Source organism: Pseudomonas sp. Tof1, assembly GCF_055390395.1.
The window spans coordinates 4458976-4484089 of record NZ_AP024344.1 but is presented as its reverse complement, the minus strand read 5'-3'; the positions used below and the strand labels follow the sequence as shown (position 1 = coordinate 4484089).

Below are 25114 nucleotides of genomic sequence, written 5' to 3'. Positions count from 1 at the left end.
TGGGCGTAAGCGACCCGCGTGCTGCGTCAGCGGCGCATGATCAAGACTCAGCGCGCGTCTGGATTCATTCAGATCGATTAGGGCGAGCCATCGGCCTGGGCGGTCCGCTGCGCGATGGCATGGATCACCGCCACCATGTCCAGTCCACCCTGTCCCAGCGCCTCGGTTTCGCCATACAGCGCGTGGCATACGTCCAGCAGCGGCGAGGCGATGCCGAGGTCACGTGCGGCTTGTGCCACCAGGCGACTGTTCTTGAGAACATCGGTGATGGCGGCCTGAACCGAAAAGTCCTGCGCCACCAGCTTACCAAGCTTGCCCCGCGAAACGTCGCTGGCCATGGGGCCCGCGTTCAGGGCCTGGGCGAACTGCGCCAGATCGACACCCTGGCGTTGGGCAAAGTGCGTGGCTTCGGCCAGCCCCGTGACCATGGTGATGAGGAACAGGTTCACCGCGAGCTTCATTGTCAGCGCACCAGGTACGTCGCCACACACTAAGCTGTCGCGGCATAACGGCTGTATCAGGCTTCGTACCGCCTCGACCGGTTCGGGCATGCCCGCCAGCATGACGACGAGCTGGCCGGCTTCGGCAGGTTTGCGCGAACCGGAAACCGGTGCCTCCACGTACTGACCGCGGCCTCTGCCGATCTCATCGGCCAGCAAGCGCGAGTAGCCGGGCGAGGTGGTACTCATGTTCACGATCAACCGTCCCCCCATCCGTTGCTCGAACAAGGGCGTGTGTCGACCGAGTACCTCATCGATCGCTGCTTCATGCGCCAGCATCAGAATGAGGGTCTCGCACTGGGAGAACAGGGCGTCCAGGCTGTCAGCCACCTCGGCGCCAGCCGCGCGCAGCGTGTCGTAGTGGTTGTTGGAGCGACTCCAGACAATGAGTGGCACGCCACTGCGAGCCAGGTTGAGGGCCATCGGTGTCCCCATCACGCCCAGGCCGATAAATCCGGTCGGTTTGTTCATCGGATGCAGCCTCTGTAGTCGTTTGAATGGTTCATTTCGACCTCGTGTTTGTGGCATCGGCCGGGACCACTTCTGTTGGCGTCAGCACTCCAGCGGTTTTGAAAAGCGCTCACGAATGGAGCGGATGATGCCTGCGCCATCCAGGCCACACTGGGCGAGCAGGGCGCTGCGCTCACCATGGTCAATGAAGTTGTCCTCAAGGCCAAGCTGCAGCACAGGACAAACCGTGCCGCCCATCAGCATGGCTTCCACGCACGCCGAACCCGCCCCACCCATGACACAGCCTTCCTCGACGGTGACCAGGACATCATGCGTACTGGCCATTTCCTGGACCAGTTGCGTATCGATCGGTTTTACAAAGCGCATGTTGACCAGCGTCGCGTCCAGTTCTTCGGCGGCCACCCTGGCGGGTGTGACCATCGACCCGAAGGCAAGGATAGCGATACGTGCGCCTGCAAGCCGCGTGGTGGTGCGGCGGATCTCTCCCTTACCGATCGGGATGAGTTGCATCTGCGCAACGGTCGGTACACCCACACCTGCGCCGCGGGGGTAGCGCACAGCCGTCGGATTCGGTTGTTGCAACGCCGTGTGCAGCATTTGCCGACACTCGTTCTCGTCCGACGCAGCCATCACCGTCATGTTGGGAATGCAGCGCAGGAAGGCTAGGTCGTAGGCGCCGAGGTGGGTGGCGCCGTCAGCACCGACAATGCCCGCGCGGTCGATCGCAAAGACGACAGGCAGGTTTTGCAGCGCGACGTCGTGAATCAACTGATCGTAGGCCCGTTGCAGAAAGGTCGAGTAAATGCCGACTACTGGCCTCAAGCCTTGCGCAGCGAGGCCTGCGGCGAAGGTCACGGCATGCTGCTCCGCAATGCCCACGTCGTGGTAGCGTTGCGCGAAGCGCTTCGAGAACTCCACCATCCCCGAGCCTTCTCCCATCGCCGGCGTGATACCCACGACGCGTGGGTCCTGTTCTGCGGCGTCGCACAGCCATTCGCCGAACACCTGTGAGTAGGTCTTGGGCGGCGGCGAGGCGGCCGCTTTGACGCCATGAGAGGGGTCGAATCGTCCGGGGCTGTGATACCGCACGGGATCGGCCTCGGCGGGCGCGTAGCCCATGCCTTTGCGGGTCACGACGTGCAGCAATTGAGGGCCGCGCAGGCTCTTCATGTTGCGCAGCGTGGACACCAGTACGCCGAGGTCATGACCGTCCACCGGACCGATATAGTTGAACCCCAACGTCTCGAAAAGCGTCGACGGCAGCAGCAGTCCCTTGAGCTGCGTTTCCAGACGATGAGCCATGTCGCGCAGCGGCGGCGCGGCGAGCAGGGTATGCCCGACCCCTGTGCGCACCGCTGTGTAGAAAGGGCCCGACATCAGTCGCGCGAGATGGCCGCTGAGTGCACCTACCGGCGCCGAAATGGACATCGCGTTGTCATTCAGGACCACAATGAACGGCAGGTCGTGCTCAACGCCTGCATTGTTCATGGCTTCGAACGCCATGCCTGCGCTCATCGCCCCGTCACCGATTACCGCCACCGCATGACGTTCCTGGCACTGCAGCCTGGAGGCGAGCGCCATTCCCAGCGCGGCCGAGACGGACGTGCTCGAATGGGCGGTGCCGAACGTGTCGAATGGCGACTCGGCGCGTACCGGGAAGCCCGAGATGCCACCAGCCTGGCGCACGGTGTGCATGCGGTCGCGACGGCCCGTCAGGATCTTGTGCGCATAGGTCTGATGGCCTACGTCCCAGACGATGCGGTCGTGTGGGGTGTTGAAGACATAGTGCAGCGCGATCGTCAGTTCAACGACACCCAGGTTCGGCGACAGATGGCCACCTGTGTTCGCAACACTGTTGAGTAGGAAGGTGCGCAACTCGTTCGCGAGTTGCGGCAGTTGGCTGGGATTGAGGCGACGCAGGTCGGACGGCCCATCAATGCTGTGAAGCAGGTCGATCATGGAAGGTCCTTGACTGAAGAGGCGGAGGCTGGCATTCGCTACGGAGCAATATAATTGCATTTGCAACTATATTAAGTCCGACGCGCTGCCGTCGGCAAGGATGACCGCGCCGTACGCCGCTTGAGACAGCCCGTCAGTTGAAAGCGTTGAGGGTTCCCAGCGTGATGGCGGTACGCGCGGCTGAGTGGTAAGAGCAAGAACATCGTAGGGAGGACGCTGGAACAAGCCCTTTGCATCTGTGTCGTCGTTGACGTCTCAATGGGCGTTGACCAAGGCGCAGAGCCGAGCATCCTTGATGGCGAGTACATCAAATAAACCCAAGGCGCGCAGCGCAGGAAGCGATTCGATGATGTCGCGCTCCGCTTTCGCTCGTTCCTCGTCAGAAGTTGATTCAGACCACGTCCTCGCGTTATGCAAGAACGCGGCGACTGTGCCTTTGCGTACGTTAAGACCGGCGAAATAGGTGCTGTTCACGTCGTCTGGCAGAATGTCACTGGCTTTCATGGGATTCTCTCGTGGGGAGGTAATTGATCTCGAAACTGACTTTAGCGACATGCCGTTGGCTTGACTGCCGTAACAATGCCTACCTATCCTGCGTTTGTGCCACGCCGACATCGCTTCCTCATTGACACATCGCCCACTACGCAGGCCCCTCGGATGTCTTCTCCGCTTGTCGCACCGGAACTGATCACCAGGCTCTCTGCGCGTGACATCCTTGCCGTTTGCCAGCGAAGTGACGCGGTACGTGAAACGCCCATGCATAGCCATTCCCAAGGGCAGTTGCTCGGCAGCGCCGAGGGGTTGATCGCGGTGGAAACGTCCGCCCAGCGCTTCGTGATACCGGCGACTCACTCCATTTGGTTGCCACCGAACTGTGAACACGCTTTCCGATCCTGCGCAGGTTTTTCAGGCTGGTCGGTTTACGTGGCGCAGGAAGGATGTGCTGAGTTGCCTTTGCAACCAAAGATCATCCAATCAAACAACGTTCTGTTATCGCTGATTGATCGGGCAACGCGGTGGACGGGATCCGTCAGATCAGGTCCTGAACAGCGTTTGGCGAGTGTCATCCTTGATGAAATCACGTCCTCCCCTGAAGAACCGCTTGGGCTACCTATGCCCCAGGATCCACGTCTCCTACGAATCGCCACTGCTTTACTGGGCGATCTGTCGAGCATCAGCGGGCAGAGGTCGTGGGCGGACTGGGGAGAGATGTCGACGCGCACCCTCGCGAGAAAATTTGTCGCTGAAACCGGGTTCAGCTTTACCTCATGGCGCCAGCGGGCACGTGCTCTGCGCGCCATCGAACAACTGAGTCGTGGAGACTCTGTAACCAAGGTTGCACTCGACTTGGGTTATGAGAATGTCAGCGCATTCATCGCCATGTTCAAGCGAGTGTTGGGGGTGACACCGGGGCGTTACATTGAGGGGGCCAAGCCCTACCGCTCAGAACTTGAACGCGAGAAGGCCCGATGAGGTGCCCGTCGGCAGCTTGAGGAGCGGATGCCAGCCTTTCATGACAGGCGCATCGACCTTTACCGGTGACCCTTGAGGGGCGCGGCGTGCGTTTGCAGAGGCAGTGGCCTGCACCGTCTCACCCTTGCCGGTCGCCGCCCACACTTAGGCCGCCTGGAGGCGATCCAGCCGCTTTTGGGTGTAGGAGCAATTGATTTGGATGATTATACGCGGGGCACCACGGCGCCAAGGACTGGAGCTCACACCAACGGCGGTTATACCTGCTCGATGAGCCGACGATTTCTCAGCACTGGGGACGCTGTACGTCGATGGGTGGTGAAAAGATCAGCGTGTTTTCCAGTCCAATATGAGTCTTCATCACAGAGTTGATAGGTTATGGGAAATCCGGTTTTTACGTTCAGTACTCAGGCGCTCCCTCCCAGGTCGCGATTCGAGGCCTGGCGTGAGGAGGTCAATGCCATCTTCGACATCAACATCGGCAAAACGGAGTCATCAGGATTCAATTACCGTCTAACGACCAGTTTTTTAGGCGAAATCTTGATGGGCTGTGGTGTCTGGGAGGGAGAGTGCGCGCCGGTGCACTACGGTGTGAAACGGCCTCTGCAGATGATTCGCCGTGATGGACTCGATCATTACTACCTCTGCCTGAGCCTCTCCCACTCAATCCATGGCTCGGCAGGGCGCACAACACTTGCTGCGGGGCGTTCGCAGATCTACGTGCTCGACCTGGCACGCGAACTCGACAGCGTGATTGCCGCCGGCGACACGATCATCCTCACAATCCCTCGCGATGTCCTCAGCGCCCGCCTGGGCGCCAAGGACCTTCATGGGCTGGTGCTGCAAGGGGCGTTAGGCGACTTGCTTGCCGATCACATGCGCGCCTTGCAGCATCGACTTTCTTGCCTCCAGCACGATGACATCCCCTACGTTCAAGAAGCTACGCTGGCCATGGTCGCCGCGGCACTGGCGCCCAGTGCTGCCAACCTCACGGATGCCGAGGGGCCAATCGATCACACGCTGCTCCATCGCGCGCGTCAACTGATTGAACAGCATCTGCACCGACCCGATCTGTCTCCGGCCTTCGTGGCCGGGCAGTTGGGCCTTTCACGGGCACGGTTGTACCGACTGTTTGCACAGGAGTCGGGAGTGTCGGCTTACATTCAGCTCCGCCGGCTGAACAAGGCCCGGGAGCATCTTCAAAGCGACCTCGGCAACCAACAGCGTATTTCCAGTCTGGGGTTCCAGTTCGGTTTTAAAAGCGATGCGCATTTCAGTCGCTCGTTCAAGGCGGCGTTCGGTTACTCACCCACGCAAGCCCGGGAGCAGGCCGCCGCCGGGCGGCTGCGTCATGAAGAAAAGTCAAACCGTGCACATACCGGATTTTCCCTGCAAAAGATCCTTGATCAGATGCAGGCCGATTGAGACGCACAGTCAACAGTTTGAGACGCTCAGGCAAGAGAATTTTCTCGGGCGTTCAGGTGTAACTTTATAATCGGTATCAACTTGTTTCGGGGCTGGTTCAGCTCTTGTTGCCGGGTATTGAGGGCGTATTTTATGCGCCTTGGGCTGGTGGATAGTTCGTGTGCAGGGCTCGTTCGCGAAAGAAGAAGTAACTGTCTAGGAATATGGCTAAGGGGATGGTAATGAAAAGATTGGTTTTAATGGCTGTTTTAAGTTCGGCTATCACCAGCGGCTGCAGCTCAATGCCATCAATGCCGTCAATGCCCATGGTGATGGGAGATGACAAATTTTCAGAAAGCTACGTGGCCTCACATATCTTCAAGGGCAAAACCACTCTGGCTGAGGTCTCAAGCTTGTATGGGGAGCCGGACTCTAAAAGTAATTACAGCGATGGCAGCTCCAGCGTCATTTACAGGAAGCGTACCGCACGAGACAACCTGACATCGCTTTATAATTTGGTGGGCACGATTCCTGGTACTGACTCTGCAAAGTCAGCGCTCGCCCAAGCCAGCAACAAAACTTATGACCTGGATAAGGCGAACAATTCGATTAAAGAGCTCTCAGGAAATAAAGGCCATGATAGCAACTACCTTAATGTGACGTTCGACAAGAACGGTATTGTCAAATCATGGTCGCAATAATTGAGCGTTGATGAGGCTAGAGTCGGGGCCCCGTTCACTGCCCAGGGGCTGGTCAGCTGTCGTCCCGCTTGGCGTAGGCGACACTGGCTGGGCAGTAGGCTCATAGGCTGGGGTAACGTGAAGATGACCAAGCCCCTGGCCTCTATTAGCAGCCGATGTCCTTCACCAACTGTCCACGAACCGGCTTGAGCGCCGCCTGTTCAGCTGCTGGCAACGTCGTCCAGACCTTCAACCCGGACCGCTGCTCAATCTCTTCAACCGTGACCTGGTAGCTGCAGAAGTTGGCTGCTCGAGGGGTGTCCTGGTCCATGATGAAGGCCGCAAAGGTCCCCTCAGTCGGCGTGCTGTTGGTGAAGATGATCTTCCAGTAGCCGCTGGGGATGGTGTGCGGCTTGGTGGTGCTGGGCAGGGTGCCGATGTACCGCTCGTACAGCGTGCCCGTCAGCACATACACCGAATCAATCCCCACCCGTTGAACCAGGGCCCGTTCCTTGTCTTCCAGCCGTGCCCAGGCGCCCTGGTTCAGATCGCTCTTTTGCGGGGTGATGTTGGACAGGTAGTTCAGCGTCTGCCAGTCACTGACGCCGGCCATGGAGGCAAGGTTCGCCTGGTGGCCGCGGTCGGTCTTCAGCGTTTCATTGGCCAGCTTGTAGTCGGCATCGTCCAAGGTCTCGCCGGCCGGAATGTCCGGATCGGTTTTCCAGTTGCGCGGGCGATTGGGGTAGGGGGTGTCCTTGGTGACGCGATACGCCACCCACTTGGCAAACTTGGTCTGCGCATCGTTGTTCAGCGTGTAGGCGGTTCTGACCAGCGTGACGTTGCTGCCTCCGGTGGGGCAGCCCACCGAGCAGTTATCGATCTGCGGGGCGGGCCCTGTAACCTCAGGAGGAGGCGCAGGTGCCGTTTCAGGAGCGCGGTAGGGCTCAAGAGTCGAACAGGCGCTGACCAGGGCCAGCAGCAGATAAAGGCCGGTGTGCTTGAGATTCCGATTCACGATGAAGCTCCATTGATTTGATGTGCAGTAACCGTTCACGCAATGCCCACAGCGGGGCCGCGCGGTAGTAAAGCAACATGGTTAAAGCATTGCCTAGTTTGGGGGGGAGTGACTTTTAAGTCAAAAAAACGACGCTTTATGCGCGATGTTCTTTATAAAAATAAATATTTTTCAACCACTTAGGTTTGTATCAGGGTGAGTTGGATTAGCCATTTTTTTGACTATTTTCTGGTGCGGTCTTAGTTAAATTTATGGCTGGGTGATGGCTAAATGGTGGCTTATGTGGCAGGCTGGACCGAATCGCATCGATAGCCAGCGCAGGGAGCAAAAAATGAGTCGGGCATTCTTATCTCATAATAGCTTTGATAAGGATTTTGTTGGTGAGGTATTCAATAGGCTTGGAGCGGCTAGGGCGGTATATGATGCTGAGACTTTCCAAACATGTTGTGATTTATCCATTCAGATAAGGGATGGTTTAGAGGACTGTGATGTATATGTCTTGTTTCTCTCTAAGTCCTCAGTAGAGTCTGGATGGGTGAGGGCGGAGCAGGACCTAGCTCGAGAATTGCAGACTAGATGGAAGCTGAAAAGCGTTCTGGTGTTTCAGCTGGATTCGACTGGCTGGGGTGAGCTTCCTAAATGGGCGACAAAATATGTTGTTTCATGTCCCCCCTCTCCCGAGCATGTGGCGCTAAGAATTAGGGATGAGCTTAGGAAGGAGGTTTTTGAATCTCCAGTTTGTTATGGTCGAGATGAAGAAATAAAGTCTCTTAATCTGAAGATACTTGAGCTTGATGAGGCGCCAACGCATATTTTCTTATCAGGTCCGACGGGTATAGGACGGAAGACTCTAGTAAATAGTTTGTACTCGACCCTTTATAAGCACGTTTCGTCGTTTAAGATTTCAGTGTCTTATGGTGAAAATGATGATGTATACGCATTGTATCGGAAGCTTCTAGGGTATTCTGCACATTGGCGAGCCCGAGAGTTAGTTGAAAAAGTTAATGATTTTGCTAAGCTTTCAGATAAGGATCAGGTTGTTGCGCTCGGTGATTTAATTGTTTCTATAACGACGAAGTTTGATCAGGTTCTGTTTGTTGACGTCGGAAGTAATGCCTTTGGTGAGGATGGCAAGCCTCTAGGGTGGCTTTCGGTTTTGTTAAATATATTGGAGCCGAAAGGCTATCCCTATCTTGTAATTTTGTCGAATAGATATCTATCCTCATCTGGAGGTGTTTCTCATCAGGTTAAACCGCTAGATGATGAAAATTCTAGGTATCTTTTTAAAATACTTTTGGCTCAGAGTTCAATTGTTTTTCCAAATGCGCAGGAGAGGCGTTTAGTTGAAAATAGTGTGATCGGGCATCCGGGGTTGATAAATGCGGTTGTGAATTATCTTAGGGTTAATCCGAGATATCGCCCGAATAGGACACATGCAAGTATTCTGCAGATTATAAATCAGCAGGTTGAGAAAATGCTTGTGGATTTTATAAAGAACAATCCAGGCCATGAGAGAGCTGTGGCTCTTTTTGGTGATGCATTCATTCTCTCGTATGCTGAAATTATATTGCTGGTATCGCATTGGCCCGACCTAGAAGAGTCTGTTGATCAATTACTTGATGCAGGATTTCTATCGGATGTTAATAGCTATTATCAATTGGCGCCCTATCTTCAACGGTATGCTCAGCGTTTGAGTGAACAGCTTACTGCACAGATGTACGAGGTGCGGAAAATTCTTTTATCCGACTCGGCAGGTAATGATGAAAATTCTTATGTTTCTACTGAACTGCTGGATGCGAGGATTATAGAGCATTTGGTGTCAGGTACGCCAATTCCTGATTATATGTCCGGTTTGGTCATGCCTGCTCAGCAAATTAAGGCGGCTAAGCGAGAGTATGATATAAGGAACTATAGAAGTTCTTTTTCACTTGCGAAGGAAGCTTACCTGCAAACTAGTAAGCTTAGTCAAAGTGGTAGAGTGGAATCCTGGCGGTTAATAGGACTTTCATCTGCGAGGATTCCCAATGATGAGGGGCTGGCTTTTTTTGAAGCAGAGGCGGTTCGATTGCCGGAAACGGGTAGGAAAAAAGCTACTTTCCACTTTGTGAGTGGTCTCAAGGCTCGCTTGCAGGGTAACCTCAGAGATGCACTCCCATGTTTTGTGAATTGTTATGACGTTGGCGATGCAGACGCTCATGTATGTAGGGAGCTAGCCTATATTCATGCGTTTGAAGGTGAGTTGGAGAAGGCTCAGGAATATATTCGTGAAGCCAGGAGGCTGGCGCCATCAAGTCCATATATTATTGATATAGAAACTTTGATTTTGTTAGAGCGTTATCGTAGGCGTCGTGATCCAGTGATTTTGGATGAAATTGATAGCTGTATAGAAAGACTTGAGGAGGCTGATGTAAGGGAGAATAAGCAATTTTCGCAGATTCGTGCAAGTATGCGAGATGTATTGGCTAATGAGGGGGCGGAGTCGCTAAGGAGGACATTTAATGGGCGTCATCATCTGCCCATACATGCAAAAATCTCTCTATTGGGTGTTCTTTCGACTAAAGGGAAAACTGAGCAGTATTCGCAGTTATTAGGCGAGATAAAGGAGGCGCTTAGGTCTAATTCCAACAAAATGGCTGAGATTGAACTCGCAAAAATGCAAATTACACATTTGGCATATGCCAATCAACATGGTGAAGCGCAACAAATTTTAGCGCGTCATCGGAGAAGGTTTACGGAGTATGGTGCGAGTGAGTTGGAAAAATTAATATCGGACACGCGATCTGCGCTTGGTGCTAACAAATAATTCTTCTCCCTAAGGTCGCTGATTTTTCGTGAGCCCTCACTTCGGCGAGGGCTGCTGTAGTCTTGGTTTTTAACTGAGCCAGGTGTTAGTGTTTTTTTGAAAGTTATAAAAATATGGGTTTTGTATAATTGTTTTTGGATTTTAAGGTTTTGGTTGTTTCTGCATTAAGTAATTGAGGGTGTTTTGATGTGAGCTTTTTAGGGTCTCAAGGGTTCCCGAGACTTTCGTTAAATTTAATTATCAAGTAGTCGATTTGCAGATGAGATATATGCAATGAGCACAGAACTGAGCGAGGAAGACATGCGCCTGGCGCTTTTCGGTCCCTCCACTCCAGTCGCCAAACCAATCCCCGCGCCAGCACCTGAAATTGAGTTCGAGCCGACTCCACCTTCGGCGCCGGTGCCGACGCCAACGGCTGCCCCCAAACGCCGACCCACCTCCAAGCCACTCTCCCAAAGCTGCGCGTGATCCTGCACGCCACCAAGGAGTTCGAAGGCAAGGTCGAGGTCCTCACCTACGACGCCAACACCCTGAGCACCTTCACGGCCGAGCAGGAAGCCAAGGCCGAGGCGAAAAAGAAGAAGTTCCGGTATTTTGAGGTGGTGTCGATCAAGCCGGTCTGATCCCCCGGGCTATCCATCCCTAGCTTCGGCGCGAGGGTGTCCTTCCAGCCAATTCGCTCGGGGCACAATGCAATCCAGCCGCCACGGGCGCCACGCCACAACGACCTTCCGGAGTATGAGGGATGACGAGACTTCCACTTGTTGAAGTCGATTTGAGTCACGCGACAAACTCGGGTGAGGTCCACACCCTCTTGAGCAATGCTCTTGATTTTCCTGGGTGGTACGGCTGCAACTGGGATGCCTTCTGGGACGCCATAACCGGTCTGGTCCCAATGCCCCTGAAACTGAAAATCCTGGGCTGGGACAGCTTTTCCAGGCGCTTGCCAAACGATGCCAGATTGCTGAAAGAATGCCTGGATGATATGCAGGCGCAGTACCCTGAAGATGCATCTGATGTCGAGTTCGGTTGAGCTGAGGGCTGGCCCTACACCCTAGAGTGTCACCACATCCATTGGAAGACCAAGTGCCCATCGATACGCAAGCCATTGCCACATTCCGCGTGCTGCCCCAGAGCCAACTCGACGAAGAGGCATTCGATGACTACCCCGTCTGGTCGGAGTATTACGACCACGAGGAAATCGATGATGTCGTGCGATGGGGACTGGATCGGGAACTGGTCCTCCAGCTGTTCAAGTTGAACGCCGCCGGCAACGAGCACTGCGTCTACACCCTGCTGGAATCCAATCCATTTCCACCGCGGATGCGCCTGTTCGTGCGTGCCTCGATCGAGACGGCCGATGGGAAGCGCCTCAAGGGCTACGTGGTGAATGAGGACGCTTACTGCCTCACGATCTTCCATGAAGGTGAGAGCTTCCACTTCAGCACGCATCCGTTGCTGAAGGATTTGAACCACGAGCACGAGAGGGCTCTGCTGGCTGCCCTTGGGACCGAGGCGCAGGTCTTTCCCGTCAGGTACCACACCGAATTCAACGACACCGACGGCCAACTGATCGCCGGGACATTCCTCTATGGCGGGCAGAGCGCTTCAATCGGGTAATGCATCGGGTGGGCAGGACCATGGACCCAGTAGCCGGCATTCTGTAGCCTGCCGGGAGCATGGAATCGAACACGGAAGACAGCCCCCTCAATGAACCGCCTGACCATCGTTCAGCACACCTCCAAATACATCACCCAGCCATACCCGACGTTCGCCATTGATGGCCTGCCGTTTGAGGTCTGGCTACCGCAGCAAAACCCAGACACGGAGATGGACCTGGTGAGCGCGCATTGGGGGCTCGACAACGATAGGGATGTCGAGCTGATCTGGGACCGGAGCTATTCAACGGCCCCAGGCTGGAAAACACTGGTTCCGCTGCTGGTCTGCTCGGAGGACCTGGATCTGAACTGCGCTGTCGTGGCGGTTGAACAGGTAGCGGATCAAGAGCGTATTCATTGGCAGCGGTTCGGGGTAATGCGAGGCTGGATACATGACGCAGACCCGAGGTCGGCTGGTTTGAGGGTGTACCCCCCGTCTCGTTTGAACGAGCGGAGTTCATGAGCGCCCTGGACAGCTTTCGCAAGGTCATTGGCCTCAAGCTCGACTGGTACGACTAACGTGGAAACCGTCGAGCATTGGCACAGGCTCAGCCACCGCCGATAGCACCTGCCCACGCAGTCGTCTCTCTGCTGAGGGAGCGACCCACTTCCTGCTGTTCGAGATTCCATGAATACCCAACTTGGCCGTTTGATTTCTGACTACCAGGCCAGCGTCCGAATGGCCGTGCAGCTCATGCAACGCTCGGGTTTCGAACTGCCGGCGACCCCTACCGATTGGGTGGCTGCTGACATTCCCGAGCAAGGAACGCTTGAGGGCGGCGTACGCTACTTCAAGCATGGCCATGGCTGCGCCGTTCTGCTTTCCACGGGCGCCGTGAGCTTTGACTTTGGGGCGCAGGGACAGATCGACGGTTTCAATGTGGGACGGCTTGCAGGCTTTGCAGCATCCCGATTGCCCGGGTACGGCTTTGCGACGGAGGATGCGCTCAAGGCGTGTTTCAAGGCTGAGGTGGAGCAGGGCGCGCTGGTGTATTCAGGGGACGTCCTCTACTACGTTGCCGGTGCGGCTCATTCATACGCCGTCGACCTCTACACGGGCAGCCCATCGCGGCTGGAAGTTGAGAGCGCCAGCTACCACGAGTTTCTCGAACGATGGGAGCAAGGCTTGTTTGCTGGGCAGCGACTGGGCCAGGCGTTCTACAACCATTTTCGCCTGTATCGACTCGCTGACCAGGCCTGTTTACAGGGCCTGTATGAGGCCGACGGCGATAAAGCCCGTGCTCTGATTTCTCGGGTTTTTCAGATCCGCTAGCACGGGGCGCCGGCATCGGCGTCAGGCCCGACGGATACGAGTAGAGCGGGAAGCTGTGCTCCTGCTTCCCGCTTTTCCCTGAAGCCCGTCGTGATCAGCTGCTGGCGCTGATCGACTGCCCATTCAGGAACTGATCCATCCTCGACTGCGCCAGCTCAATCAGGTACACCACGCCCATCGCCACCTTGCGATTGGGGCCGGTCTGGTTGTCGGCGTTCTCATAGGCCGTGGCCGCGGCCGACTGCAGGATTGAGTGGATGTCGACCAGGACCTCTTCTTGGCCGAGCAGCGTAGGTGAGTTGCATGGCGGTATCACTGCGGGCAGAGGAGTAGGCTCCGTACCTGCATCCGGGCCGAGGTTGTGGTGGGCCAGTGCTCGATCGGCGATGCGGGAGTCGATGATTGCTGCGTTGCGTTTCGCCGGCGGATTGGGGGTTACTTTGAACATGTCTGCACTTCCAATGTTAAGTGGAACTGCCTGCGTCGCGACTAAACGAGTGGGAGGCAGCTGTACGCAGGTTAGTCGTACCGGAACATTGGGAACCCGGCGCGCTCGAAAGCGCCCTACGCACAGCCACCATCAAGCAGGGCACAGAAATGCCCGATTGGGAGGTGACGCTTGTGCGACCAATGTAAGATTTCCAGGCGACTAAACCTGATCACTGATGAGCAGTGACGGGCCGAAGACTAGCGGCGAGATTTGGCGCAAAACAAGCACTTGGGATTGTCTCGGAAATTTCACTCAAGGGAAAGCGAGTTGTCTTGCAGGAGGCTGAATAAGCCAAACTTCTTTGCTCTTGCTGCCGAATCCACCGTTATTTGGGAAAAATCCTACAAGCCCATATTAGAGCCCTCTGCCAAGCTGATTTGAACGTCGTACTGGCCGTCGGTACGACGACAGAAATCTCAATCGCGAGGTGGAAGCATGGCTACCGAAACAAAGAAAAAAGGACTCATCTACCGCTTGGGATACGCATTCGGCTGGTTCTCTGGTCGCTATCGCAGACTGGAGGAACCGGTCCTTCGCTGGGCAATGAAAAAAGGCATGCCCGCCACGTTGGCGAGCTTGCTGAGTGGGTTGGTGCGACTATCTCTGATCGGTTTGTTCCTATACCTAGCGTTTTGGGTTGTGGTCGTGATTTTTGGAGTATACATAGTCAAAGAGATGGTTAACTATGAAATAGACTCCAGTGAAGATGAGGGAAAATTTGATGATACAGATTTTTGCCCTGATCGATTCTCTCCTGAGTATATTCATGACCCGAGATTTGATCATAAGCCATGAGCTTGATTTTTCACTTCTTCGAAAGCAGCTTAGTTGCGGATTTCTTTAGTACGTTCTTGCCCGCGCCTCCGTATTGTCGAACATCGCTAGTACCATCTGCGAATCCTCGAAGAGCTGATCCAGCATGTTGCCCAGCCCAACCTAAAGCCGTTATCCAGAAAGTTGGCAGGAAAATAAATATCGCTCCCATCACCATACTCAACAGAAAATCCGCCTGCTCATTGTTCAGTCCCATCAACGGGTTCAGGGTCGCGTGGGGCGAGCCGGATCCGTACAGGGCATCGAAGATGGTGCTGTCCATCCAGCGTGCCAACTGGAACCAGAAATCCACGAAGATCAGTGCGAACTGCACTACCGATATCGTGACCAGCGCTTTCAAGTCGTAGCTGCCGAGCACCAGCACCAACGGAATGCATATCACCAGCGCCATCTTCAAGAAGGCCATGATCATCGGCAGCGCCTGGCGAACCACATCCATGGCTGGCATGTTCGTCAGCGTGCCCATGGTCGTTCCCACTGCTCCTGTTACCCTGGCGGCAACGTCAGGTATCGAGGAACCGATCCTTCCGCCGTAGTCGGTATAGACCTTGCCCTGGGTCATCTGCTGGTTCCTCGGCGACACCACCTGCCGAATGAGTGCTTCGTCCACCTTGTCCTTGCTGGTAAAGGTGGCCCACTTTGTGAAGCGCTCCAGAAGGGAGCTGTCCACTTCGGCAAGTAGTCGGCTTTTCAGTCCCTCCTTTTCGTCACTCCACCACTGCTTGCACGTCGGGTAGCCGCCACCGCTGGGTACTTTCGCCAGGCCCGCGTCCCGCTCTGGATCGTAAGGCCATGCGTCGCGTGGAGTCTTGGAATGATAGGTGTCGTAGAAGCCCGTGTTCTGCAGGAAATACCGCGAGCCAATCCAGTTGGTGTCGTTGGTCTGCTCCTCGGTCAGGGTCGGTTGCTTCATGAACAGCTTGGCTCGGGAGTAGCCATAGCAATTGTCGACGAAGTCGGCCACCTCCTGGGCCAGCAGCGGGTTTTTCAGGCGGGTGTTATTCACTTCCATGCGCATCTGCCGCAGATCCGTCCCGCAAGGTATGGCTGCTACGGCGGCACCACTGATCGCTTTGGATACCGAATGCACAAAGAACCACCAGATCGGCACTTTCGCACTCTGGCCGTTCAGGGTGGTGAAGGACTTTGACCAACCGGTGTTCTGGGGCAGGGGGGCCTGATGCTGACACTGTTCCGAACGACTCTGGTCGAACTTGAGGGTGCTCAGACTCACCGTGATGAAGGGCACCCCGGCGAACATCACCACCGCAGTCGCCAACCACAGGCGATGCTCGATGCTGGCGCTGGCCGCCAGCGCCGCATCAGCACCACCGCCTTCCTCTCGGCCCTGAACCATTCCTGCAGAATGATCACCAGGAACGGCAACGCGAAGAAGCCTGAGTCCATCAGCACGTTCCAGATGCCATTGCTGACCAGCCAACCCACCAGGGTCAGGTAGAACTCCAGGTAGTCGTTGGTGTAGAGCGTCATACCAGGCTCTCCCACAACGCACTGATCCGCACCAGTTCGATCAGCAGGATGCCGAAGACCGCAGTCACTTCAGCCCTTTTCACAGTGTGGAGAAAGACCGGTTGAACCTTGAGCGTCCGGCGGCGAAACCAGACCCACCCCCACGCAGCGAGACCGAAGAACACGATGCGAGCGATCAGAAAGAGCCAGTAGTTGTGGATCTGCCACTCCTGCCACTGTGCAAAACGCATCAGGGAAAGCCCACCGATCGTCACAAGGCTCCCCACGAGCACGCTCAATAGAGCGAACACCATGGGCACAAAGACAATCAGCGCCAGGAGCTTGAGATATTTGCGCGTGGTCAGGTTCATGGCTTCACCGCCTGTGTCTGCGCACACCGTACAGCGGCATAGCCATACTCAGCGGCCAGTGGCAGCTCGCGGCGTTTAGACGATGGACCTAATACCGCCGGGGCATAGCGCAGGAGGAGGGCGCTTATAGACCTGGCTACGGCCGGCGCAAGCACGGTCCTCTGCATTGAGGCGGTATTGGAGGCCGCAGCTGGCGTGTGTAGGAGGTGGAGTTGAGACATGGTGAGGCTCCTGAAAGAGAAGCCTCAAATCCTCCCCATGGCTGCGCGTAGGCGCAGCAGGAAAACTGGTTTCACGGAGGCTCTTTTGGTACAGGGGATCGCTCGTTGAAGACTGACTGCTTCCTGAAATTCAAACGGGTTTCAGGGCTTTCACACAGCCTGGGTCAAAAGCAGCCGCTCGCCAGTGACCGCTTCAGACCTGATGGCTGCCTCATTATGCCGGTTGGGCCGTTCCCTGCTTCTTGCGCAGATTGTCTGTTCAGACAACCGCTACCTGCGAAGTAAAACGTTGAACGGTGTTGTCCACGTCCGCAAGGATCAGATCAGCCCCTTTTCAGCGACCATCATGACCGCAGCGTTGGTGTTACCCGAGGTCACATTGGGGAATATGGACGCGTCGACGATGCGCAGCCCGTCCAGCCCATGCACCGCCAACCGTGCGTCCACCACCGTGGTCGCCGAATCGTTGCCCATCGCGCAACTGCCGCACAGGTGATAGATCGACCCGCAGTTCTCGCGAAAGTACTGCAGCATGCTTGCATCGTCGTCCACGGCGGGCCCCGGCAGCACTTCCTCGACGGTGATCGCCTGTAGCGCCGGGGCCTGCATGATCTTGCGCATCAGGCGGCTGCCCTGGATGGCTTCGTCGATGTCCTTCTGCGTGCTCAGGTAGTTTGGGTCGATTAACGCAGGCTCACGCGGATCGCGCGAGGCGATGCGCACTTCGCCGCGGCTGGTCGGTCGACACGGGTTAAAGCACAGCAAAAAGCCCGAGTAAGGCTCCGGTTGCAGACTGGCCTTGTTGTTCTTCGGGATCTGATAGGACAGCGGGTTGAAGTACAACTGCAGGTTCGGGTGTGCCTGTCCGGCATCACTACGAAAGAACCCGCCGGACTGGTTGACGCTCAAGGCCAGTGGCCCTTTGCGGGTCAGCAGGTATTGCAGGCCGAGTTTGAGCTTGCCCAGCAGTGAGCCGAACACATCGTTCAGGGTCGGGATGTTGGCTTTGTAGTAATAGCTCACGCACAGGTGGTCTTGCAGGTTCTTGCCCACCGCCGGCAGGTGATGGCGGGTTTCGATGCCGTGGCGCTCGAGCAGGGCACGATCACCGATGCCTGATAGTTGGAGGATCTTCGGTGTGTCTACCGCACCTGCGGCCAGGATGACCTCGCGGCGGGCGTGGAACTCGCGCTGCACGCCGTTCTGCGAAATACGCACGCCGACCGCGCGCTTGCCCTCAAGCAGCACCTGCTCGACCAGCGCATGATGCTCGATGTACAGATTCGGGCGGCCCATTGCCGGGTGCAGGTAGGCAAAACTGCTGGAGCTGCGCCGGCCGTCACGCACGTTGACGTCATAGATGCCGGCACCTTCAAAGTGCTTGCCGTTGAAGTCTTCGCTGCGCGGGTAGCCCAGTTGCTCGCAGCCTTCGAGAAACACATCGCAGATCGGATGGGCCTGGCCCTTCATCGGCGTGATGCCGATCGGCCCGCTGGCACCGTGGTATTGGCTGGCGCCGGCCGGGTGCGATTCAAGCTTGCGGAAATACGGCAGCACGTCCTTGAACGACCAGCCCTCGGCACCTTGGGCCGCCCAGTCGTCGAAGTCGTGGGCCTGGCCGCGTACATAGATCATCGCGTTGATCGAGCCCGACCCGCCCTGGACCTTGCCCCGCGGCGCATACAGGTTGCGCCCGGCCAGTTGGGCCTGTGGCTGGGTGTAGTACATCCAGTTGAACGTGGGGTTGTAGTAGAGCTTGGCAAAGCCCACCGGCAGCTTGAACCAGGGCGAGCTGTCCTTGCCCCCGGCTTCGAGCAGCAGCACGCTGTGGCGCCCCGACTCGCTCAGGCGTGCAGCGAGGATGCAACCGGCCGAGCCCGCGCCGGCGATGATGTAGTCAAAATCGTTCATGTATTGCTAACCCTGTGAATAGAAGGCCGCCCCGAGCCCGAGGCGGCTTGACGCTCAACCTTTGGCCGGCGAGATGTCCTTGACGTCGACCGGGTGCGGCGCCATCTGCAGATGCAGGCGCTCGCCTTCATAGCCCGAATGACGGTGCACCACGTCCATGTTCAGCTCGACCCCCAGGCCCGGCTCGCGGGAAGGAATGATGTAACCGTCCTCCCACTGCAGGGGTATTTTGAGGATCTGGGCGTGAAAGCCATCCCAGGTACCGATGCTTTCCTGGATCAGGAAGTTCGGCGTACAGGCAGCCAGTTGGAAGCTTGCCGCGGCGCCGATCGGACCGTTGTAGAGGTGCGGGGCGATTTGCGCGTAGTAGGCCTCGGCCATGCTGGCGATCTTCTTGCCCTCAAGCAGGCCGCCGCAGCGCCCCACGTTCATCTGCAGGATCGATGCACCGCCGGCCTGCAACAGCTTGAAGAACTCGTACTTGGTGGTCAGGCGCTCGCCGGTGGCAATGGGTATGCTGGTTTTGGTCGCCACATGGGCCATGGCCTCTTCCTGCCCGGGCGGGATGGGCTCCTCGAACCACAGCGGGTCGTACTTCTCCAGGCGCTTGGCTAGACGGATCGCCGAGGACGGCACCATCTGCCCATGGGTGCCGAACAGCAGGTCGCAACGGTTGCCCACCGCTTCGCGGATGCGCTTGCAGAAGGTTTCGCAGCGTTCCAGTACTTCCAGCGACAGCTGGTGGCCAGAGAAGGCGGTATAGGGGCCGGCCGGGTCGAACTTCAGCGCGGTAAAGCCCAAGTGCATGTTCTGCACGGCGCATTCTGCGGCCAGGTCCGGGTCGCTGTAATCGTACTCCCCCTGAGCGTTGACCGGGTAAAGGTAGGTGTAGGAGCGCAGACGCTCGTGCACCTGGCCGCCGAGCAGCTCGTATACCGGTTTGTTCGCGGCCTTGCCGATGATGTCCCAGCAGGCCATCTCCAGTCCGCTGACCACACCCATCATGGTCAGGTCCGGGCGCTGGGTGAAACCGCTGGAGTAGGCACGGCGGAAGAAACGCTCGATATGGTGCGGGTCCTGGTCGAGCAGGTATCGCTCGAACACATCCTTGATCACCGGCACCATGGCGCGGGGGTGGAAAGTCGCGGCGTAGATCTCGCCGACACCCTCGATGCCGCAGTCGGTCTTGAGCGTGACGAACAGCCAGTACATGCCGCCGATGTGCGGCGGTGGCACGGCCACCACGTGGGTCTGCAGGGATACGATCTTCATGCTTTGCTCGCCTTGGACTTGATGCGTTTGTTCAGGATGAGGGTGGCGACGACGCCGAGCAGGCCCATCACCACGACGTAGGAGAAGTAGATCTGGTAGCCGACGACGCCTGGGAAGTGATCGATGATCCAGCCGTTGAGCAGGGGCAGGAACACGTCCGGTGAGTAGCCGACCAGAGAGATGATTCCGATCGCCAGGCCCGTGACCCGCAGTGGAACCTGGCAGTCATCGAGGATGGCCCAGTACAGGCCGCGGATGGCGTAGGTCATCAGACCGATAAAGATCACCAGAAACACCAGCACACCCAGCACATGCAGGCTCGGCAACACAATCAGGCCGATCATCCCGACGGCGGCGAGGACCATCGCCCAGGTCAGTACGCCGGTCTTGGAGAAGCGGTCGCCCAGCCAGCCGCCGCCGATGCCGCCCAGCGGGCGCATCCACAGTTTGATGGTGGTGATCAGGCCGGCGGCCGTGGCGCTCAGTCCGAAGCCGCCCTCCTGCAGGTAGGCCGAGAAGCTGTAGGTGGCCCAGAAGAAGTGGTAGCCGCAGAACACGATGGCGGTGACCAGCCACAGTTCCGGGATGGCCATCAGGGTGCGCAGGTCTTGCAGCAGGTTGGCCTTCTCGCGCACCTGGGCGGCGCTGGCCTTAACCTGTGGGTCGCGCACCAGCATCAGTGCCAGACCCAGTATCACGCAGCAGGCGGCATAGAAGTGGATGACCCGGGTCAGGCCCTCGGCGCTGCCAGCGTTAGTGTCGGCCACCTCGGCGAACAGGGCGATGGCGATGGTCGCCAGCAGCGCCTCGACCAGACCACGACCGCCGTCGAGCACGCCGAAGAAGCGGCCTTGCTCACTCTCGCCAGCAATCATCTTGACCCGCTTGATCAACGAGGCCCAAAAGGTCAGGCCGGTGGTAATACCGAAACCGCAGAAGATCGCCAGCAGCGCTTCAAAGCCTGGCAGTTGCGCGTACCAGATGCCTAAGAGGCCAGTGCCGACCAGCGAGAAACTGATCAGCAAGCGCGGCGAAAGGCGGTCGGCCAGCCAGCCGCTGGGCAGATAGCTGACCAGGAAGGCCGTGCCGAGGATCGAGTACAGGTAGCCCAACTCGCTGTTGTTGATCGAAAGCGCCTCAAGCATGGTGCTCTGGTACACCTGGCGCAGGTACAGCATCGGGTAGATGGCGCCTGCGGCCAGTACCAGCAAGGCCAGTTGCAGGTAGCGCGACAAGTTGGCGGAAGGAGTGGGCACGCTGAGCGCCTCGGCGTTTATTGTCTTTTTCATTGTTGTTCTCGTGGACGGATCTGTCGTCGGGGGTATCGCTGGGCAGTGGAGGGCGCGCAGGCAGCGCACCCTCGATGGTTCAGTGCTTGAGCACGACCAGACGGGTCTGGGTGAACTCGAGCATCCCGTGCTTGCCGTCATCGCCCCCCAGGCCCGAGCGTTTCCAGCCGGCGTGGTAGCCCTGGTACGGGTCGGCAGGGGTTCGATTGACGTAAAGCTCGCCGGCCTCAATGGCGTTGGCCAGCTTCATGGCGCTGCGGTAGTTCTCGCTGTAGAGCACCGACGACAGCCCGAACTGGTGGTCGTTGGCCATGGCCAGGGCCTCGTCGAGGGTGTCGTAGGCCAGTACCGGCAACACCGGGCCGAAGGTCTCTTCCTGGACGATCTCCATGTCCTGGCGGCAATGGCTGAGCAGGGTTGCCGGGTAGAAGTTGCCCGGGCCCTCGGGCAGGTAGCCACCGGCTTCGATGCGGGCGCCCGCCGCCACGGCGCGCTGCACCTTGGCGTGGATTTCGTCACGCGAACCTGCGCTGATCAGCGGGCCCATGCAGGCCGCATCCTCGGCGCGGTTGCCGATGCGCACCTCGGCGAACTTCTCGCGCAGCAGCGTCAGCAAGCGCTGGTGCACACTGGCCTGAACGTAGACTCGCTCAATGGCAGTGCACAGTTGGCCGCAGTGGGTGGTCTTGGAGGCAACGATGGCGCAAGCCGCCGCTTCCAGGTCGGCGTCGGCCTCGATGATGGCTGGGGTCTTGCCGCCCAGCTCCAGCGATGGCTTGGCAATGTTTGCCTTGCAGTACTCAAGCACGGTACGACCGGCACGCACGCTGCCGGTGAGGGTGATCATACCCACTGCCGGCTGGGTGCAAAGGGTGGCGGCGACATCGTGCTGCATCGCCAGGATGTTGATTACGCCGTCCGGCAATTGTGCCTGCTGCACGGCCCGGGCGATGGCGAAGGCTGACAACGGGGTGTTGTTGCTCGGACGCACCACCACGGTGTTGCCGGCAATCAGCGCCGGGGCGAGCTTGCGCAGCAGGGTGTAGACCGGGTAGTTGAACGGGATCAGGCAGGCGACCACGCCTATGGCTTCGCGCTTGAGCAGGATGGTTTCGTCAGGGCTGTCACTGGGGATCACTTCGCCTTCGATACGTCGTGCCCATTCAGCGTGGTAGCGGGTGATCTCGGCCGCGTACAGCGCTTCGTTGCGGGCATCGCTGGGTGCCTTGCCGGATTCGCTGGCCAAGGCTGCACCGATGTCGTCGGCGCAGGCTTCAAGGGCGTCGGCCAGACGGCGTAGGTGCTGTGCGCGTTCGATCGAGGGCAAGGCGCCCCAGGTGCGCTGGGCGCGACTGGCGGCTTCGACGGCCAAGATGGCTTGGTCATGGCTGGCGGCGCTGACGCTGCCGACCACCTCGTCGGTGGCTGGATCGAACACGCTCAGGGCGGGCTGTTCGGGGGCGACGATGAAGCGACCATCGATGAAGTTGTGTTCTATACGCATGAAGGGGTCCGCTTGCGGGGTGAACAGGCCCACAAGGGCTGGCGAACGGGCACGAGGCCGCGCTGGCGCAGCGGTTTTTCTTGTGGGTTATGGCGGACAATTTGTCGCAGGCGGGGGCGGGGGACAAACGATTAATGCGTGAGGGTAATGTGCTTAAAACGCATGTTACTCAGGTGCAGCGAGGATGGCTTGGCTGGCAAGCTCGACAAGCCACGGCCCCCCTTATTCACACCTGGCCACCTCTGAAACCCCGCCCAGGTTGCGCTCGGCCAGCCACACCTCCTGCATCAGCCATTCGCGAAACTGCTCCACGTGCGCCGGCAACTGCTGCTCCGGCCGGGTTACCCACCAGTACGACTGGTGCCCGTCGACCTGCACATCCAGCACTTGCACCAGTTGCCCAGCCGCCAGTTCCCTGGCGACCATCTGCCGGTCGGCGATGGTGATGCCCAGCCCGTCGATAGCGGCGCGGATGGCCATATCCAGCAGGTCAAACTCGTAGCCGCCCCTCAGGTCCACGCCCTGGATTCGCGCTGCATCCAGCCAATGGCGCCAGGTCAGAAAGCGTTGGTCCTCGCGGGCCAGTACATGCAGCAAGGTCATGTGGTGCAGGTCAACCCGGCGTTCTTCCTGCTGCGCCAGCAGCGACGGCGAGCACACGGCGATGTGCCGCTCGTGCATCAGCAGCGAACTGTCCAGACCGTCCCATTCGCCATTGCCGAAGCGGATCGCGCAGTCAAGGGTGGCGATTTCCGCCAGGTTATCCTGCAGGTGAGTGGTGAGCGTCACCTCGAGCCCGGGGCAGGCTTCGCGCAGGCGCCCCAGGCGCGGCAGCAGCCAGCGGCTGGCGAAGGTCGGCGGGGCGTTGAGGCGGATGCGCGTGGGGTGCTGGCGCTGCTGGATGCCGCGCACGGTCAGTTCGATGCGGTCGAAGGATTGTTGCAGGGCGTTGAGCAGCGTGCGCCCGGCGTCGGTGAGCTGAAGGTGATGGTGGCGGCGCTGTAGCAGTGATTCGCCGAGCTGCTCTTCGAGCTGACGCACTTGGCGGCTGACAGCGCTCTGGGTGACGTTGAGCAGCTCGGCGGCGCGGGTGAAACTGCCGGTGCTGCCAGCCACCTCGAAGGCTTTGAGGGCGTTGAGTGCGGGAATCTTGCGTTTCACTCGCCGGTTCTCCTGGGATGGGCTGCTGTGCAGCCCCAGGGTTTAAAAGTAATAGCCGATATTCATGTACAGCTGGTTCTCCCATTGATCGCTGCCGCCCTGGGCGAGGCTTTCGGTGTAACTACTACCGCCGATGTACGGATCGTTGCGTCCGTTGAGCCACTCCAGCGCGATGTAGACGCTACGCACCGAGAACGAGGTGCCGAGGATAAAGCGCTCGGAGCTGTCAAAGCCGGCGGCGGACTTGTCGAAGCGGCTGTAGTTGCCGTAGAGCTTGACCCCACTGACCCAATCGCCGAGGAAGGTGCCGGGCACGCTGTAGCTGAGGTCGCCGACATACAGGTTACCGCGACTGGCGACATTGTAGGTGCCGTCGTAGCCACCGAAGGTCACTTGCTCGCTGTTATCCGGGTTGCGTGGCGACATCTGCTGGCGGGCGGCAAGCATCTGCACGCCCCACGGGCCGTTCGTGCCCAGGTAATGCACGCCGATCACGTTGCGCCGGCCATCATCGTGGGTGTCGCGGTTTTCCAGGCGCGAGGTCAGGCCGGAGAGGCCCGCCTCGGATTGCCAGTCTCCCAGCTTGAACGACCGCGCCAGGCGGGCGACGGCAATCTGCCGTTCCTGATTGCGGCTGCCGTTTGCGACATAGTCGTCAGCCGAGGTCACCACGCTTGAGTAGGTGGTGCCGTTGCTGGTGCCGCGTCCTGGCCAGGCGGGGCGGCCATACACGCCCAGTTGAAGGTTCCAATCGCCTTGCTGGTGGATGTACTTGGCGCCCACCGCCTCGACGTCCTCAAGGCCTATGACGTTGCCCAGGGTTTCGTAGAAGGTGCTGCCGAAGTAGGGCTGCAGGCCAAAGGGGATCTTGTTCAAACCCACCTGCACCTGGCGATTCTCGTCGAACTTGTAGCCGACCCAGGCGTACTCCGCGAACTGGATATCGCCGACCTTGTCGGTGTACTGGTAGGGGTAGGCCTGGCCGTAGAAGCGGTAGCGCACCGCGCCGATCCAAGTGTCGGAATCGTAGTTGGCGCGCAGCATGATGGTGTCAAGGCCGGCCTTGTCGATGTTGCGGTCCGGGTCGTGGTCAAATCGCGCGCGGATCGCACCGCCGACATCGAGGTGCTCGGTGATCGGCACGGCGTGGGCGACAGCGCTGAGGGTCAGCAGGAGGGGCAACAGGGTGTGACGCAACGCGAGTGCGGGCATGGATGGGATACCTTTGGTGGTTTCTTATCGTTATCGGGGCTGCTGTGCAGTCCATCGCGGGGCAAGCCCGCGATTGGGGGCGACCCTATCCAACGCCCCTGCCTCGGCACAAACGAGCAATACGCACCGGTAACCCGAGAAAAACG

At 58.3% G+C, this 25114-nt stretch carries 20 protein-coding genes and 3 pseudogenes; 10 read left to right on the top strand and 13 right to left on the bottom strand.

Going from position 1 to position 25114, the window contains the following annotated elements; translation table 11 throughout:
- Window positions 1-77: 77 nt before the first annotated feature.
- From ACZ5KU_RS19985 to ACZ5KU_RS19975, 3 genes are all read right to left on the bottom strand, one after another.
- Window positions 78-1028 (bottom strand): NAD(P)-dependent oxidoreductase, encoded by a 951-nt coding sequence (locus tag ACZ5KU_RS19985; RefSeq protein WP_416769590.1) that lies wholly within the window; start codon window positions 1026-1028, stop codon window positions 78-80.
- A 24-nt stretch (window positions 1029-1052) separates the two neighbouring features.
- Window positions 1053-2930, bottom strand: a complete 1878-nt coding sequence (gene dxs, locus ACZ5KU_RS19980; protein WP_464736115.1) for a 1-deoxy-D-xylulose-5-phosphate synthase — start codon at window positions 2928-2930, stop codon at window positions 1053-1055.
- 255 nt (window positions 2931-3185) lie between these two features.
- A complete protein-coding gene (locus ACZ5KU_RS19975; RefSeq protein WP_054057707.1) occupies window positions 3186-3434 on the bottom strand; it encodes a hypothetical protein in 249 nt (82 codons plus the stop codon).
- 153 nt (window positions 3435-3587) lie between these two features.
- Here ACZ5KU_RS19975 and ACZ5KU_RS19970 point away from each other — a divergent pair, with 153 nt between their 5' ends.
- From ACZ5KU_RS19970 to ACZ5KU_RS19960, 3 genes are all read left to right on the top strand, one after another.
- The gene (locus ACZ5KU_RS19970) at window positions 3588-4403 is read left to right on the top strand and encodes an AraC family transcriptional regulator (protein WP_054057706.1); all 816 of its coding nucleotides are present in this window, start codon (window positions 3588-3590) and stop codon (window positions 4401-4403) included.
- Window positions 4404-4778: 375 nt separating this feature from the next.
- Window positions 4779-5825: a helix-turn-helix domain-containing protein gene (locus ACZ5KU_RS19965; RefSeq protein ID WP_239687944.1), complete on the top strand. Its 1047-nt coding sequence runs from the start codon at window positions 4779-4781 to the stop codon at window positions 5823-5825.
- Window positions 5826-6046: 221 nt separating this feature from the next.
- A complete protein-coding gene (locus ACZ5KU_RS19960) occupies window positions 6047-6505 on the top strand; it encodes a hypothetical protein (protein ID WP_239687943.1) in 459 nt (152 codons plus the stop codon).
- 145 nt (window positions 6506-6650) lie between these two features.
- Here the strand turns inward: ACZ5KU_RS19960 and ACZ5KU_RS19955 are convergent, their stop codons facing one another.
- Window positions 6651-7502, bottom strand: a complete 852-nt coding sequence (locus ACZ5KU_RS19955; protein ID WP_464737428.1) for a DNA/RNA non-specific endonuclease — start codon at window positions 7500-7502, stop codon at window positions 6651-6653.
- Between the two features lie 259 nt (window positions 7503-7761).
- Here ACZ5KU_RS19955 and ACZ5KU_RS19950 point away from each other — a divergent pair, with 259 nt between their 5' ends.
- The 6 genes and pseudogenes from ACZ5KU_RS19950 (at window position 7762) to ACZ5KU_RS19925 (ending at window position 13233) form a co-directional block, all read left to right on the top strand.
- Window positions 7762-10302, top strand: a complete 2541-nt coding sequence (locus ACZ5KU_RS19950) for a TIR domain-containing protein (protein ID WP_464736114.1) — start codon at window positions 7762-7764, stop codon at window positions 10300-10302.
- Between the two features lie 273 nt (window positions 10303-10575).
- Window positions 10576-10925: pseudogene (locus ACZ5KU_RS19945) on the top strand (hypothetical protein).
- Window positions 10926-11047: 122 nt separating this feature from the next.
- Window positions 11048-11335 (top strand): barstar family protein, encoded by a 288-nt coding sequence (locus ACZ5KU_RS19940; RefSeq protein WP_464736113.1) that lies wholly within the window; start codon window positions 11048-11050, stop codon window positions 11333-11335.
- 53 nt (window positions 11336-11388) lie between these two features.
- Complete coding sequence (locus tag ACZ5KU_RS19935; protein ID WP_464736112.1) at window positions 11389-11922, top strand: hypothetical protein; 534 nt, start codon at window positions 11389-11391, stop codon at window positions 11920-11922.
- Between the two features lie 90 nt (window positions 11923-12012).
- The gene (locus ACZ5KU_RS19930; RefSeq protein ID WP_464736111.1) at window positions 12013-12423 is read left to right on the top strand and encodes a hypothetical protein; all 411 of its coding nucleotides are present in this window, start codon (window positions 12013-12015) and stop codon (window positions 12421-12423) included.
- A 165-nt stretch (window positions 12424-12588) separates the two neighbouring features.
- Complete coding sequence (locus tag ACZ5KU_RS19925) at window positions 12589-13233, top strand: DUF6896 domain-containing protein (RefSeq protein ID WP_464736110.1); 645 nt, start codon at window positions 12589-12591, stop codon at window positions 13231-13233.
- A 94-nt stretch (window positions 13234-13327) separates the two neighbouring features.
- Here the strand turns inward: ACZ5KU_RS19925 and ACZ5KU_RS19920 are convergent, their stop codons facing one another.
- Entirely contained in the window at window positions 13328-13681 is a 354-nt protein-coding gene (locus ACZ5KU_RS19920; protein ID WP_464736109.1) for a DUF6124 family protein, read from the bottom strand.
- A 477-nt stretch (window positions 13682-14158) separates the two neighbouring features.
- On the opposite strand from ACZ5KU_RS19920, the gene ACZ5KU_RS19915 reads away from it, so the two are divergent.
- Window positions 14159-14518, top strand: coding sequence for a DUF3742 family protein (locus ACZ5KU_RS19915; protein WP_464736108.1), 360 nt, complete (start codon window positions 14159-14161; stop codon window positions 14516-14518).
- Window positions 14519-14528: 10 nt separating this feature from the next.
- Here ACZ5KU_RS19915 and ACZ5KU_RS19910 read toward each other — a convergent pair.
- The 8 genes and pseudogenes from ACZ5KU_RS19910 to ACZ5KU_RS19875 all read right to left on the bottom strand — a co-directional run bounded on the left by ACZ5KU_RS19910 (window position 14529) and on the right by ACZ5KU_RS19875 (window position 24968).
- Window positions 14529-16048: pseudogene (locus tag ACZ5KU_RS19910) on the bottom strand (conjugal transfer protein TraG N-terminal domain-containing protein).
- A complete protein-coding gene (locus ACZ5KU_RS19905; protein ID WP_464736107.1) occupies window positions 16045-16398 on the bottom strand; it encodes a hypothetical protein in 354 nt (117 codons plus the stop codon). Before ACZ5KU_RS19905 ends, ACZ5KU_RS19910 begins: the two are co-directional and overlap by 4 nt.
- Window positions 16399-16878: 480 nt before the next feature.
- Window positions 16879-18530 (bottom strand): annotated as a pseudogene (locus ACZ5KU_RS19900) (GMC family oxidoreductase).
- Window positions 18531-18584: 54 nt separating this feature from the next.
- Window positions 18585-19802, bottom strand: a complete 1218-nt coding sequence (locus ACZ5KU_RS19895; protein WP_464736106.1) for a mandelate racemase/muconate lactonizing enzyme family protein — start codon at window positions 19800-19802, stop codon at window positions 18585-18587.
- The gene (locus ACZ5KU_RS19890; protein WP_464736105.1) at window positions 19799-21091 is read right to left on the bottom strand and encodes an MFS transporter; all 1293 of its coding nucleotides are present in this window, start codon (window positions 21089-21091) and stop codon (window positions 19799-19801) included. Before ACZ5KU_RS19890 ends, ACZ5KU_RS19895 begins: the two co-directional genes overlap by 4 nt.
- 79 nt (window positions 21092-21170) lie before the next feature.
- Window positions 21171-22595 carry an aldehyde dehydrogenase gene (aldA, locus tag ACZ5KU_RS19885; protein ID WP_464736104.1) on the bottom strand — a complete coding sequence of 475 codons (1425 nt, stop codon included), beginning with the start codon at window positions 22593-22595 and terminating at the stop codon, window positions 21171-21173.
- Between the two features lie 222 nt (window positions 22596-22817).
- Window positions 22818-23756: a LysR substrate-binding domain-containing protein gene (locus ACZ5KU_RS19880; protein WP_464736103.1), complete on the bottom strand. Its 939-nt coding sequence runs from the start codon at window positions 23754-23756 to the stop codon at window positions 22818-22820.
- Window positions 23757-23798: 42 nt separating this feature from the next.
- On the bottom strand, window positions 23799-24968 hold the full coding sequence (locus tag ACZ5KU_RS19875) for a porin (protein ID WP_464736102.1): 1170 nt from the start codon (window positions 24966-24968) through the stop codon (window positions 23799-23801).
- Between the last annotated feature and the right edge of the window lie 146 nt (window positions 24969-25114).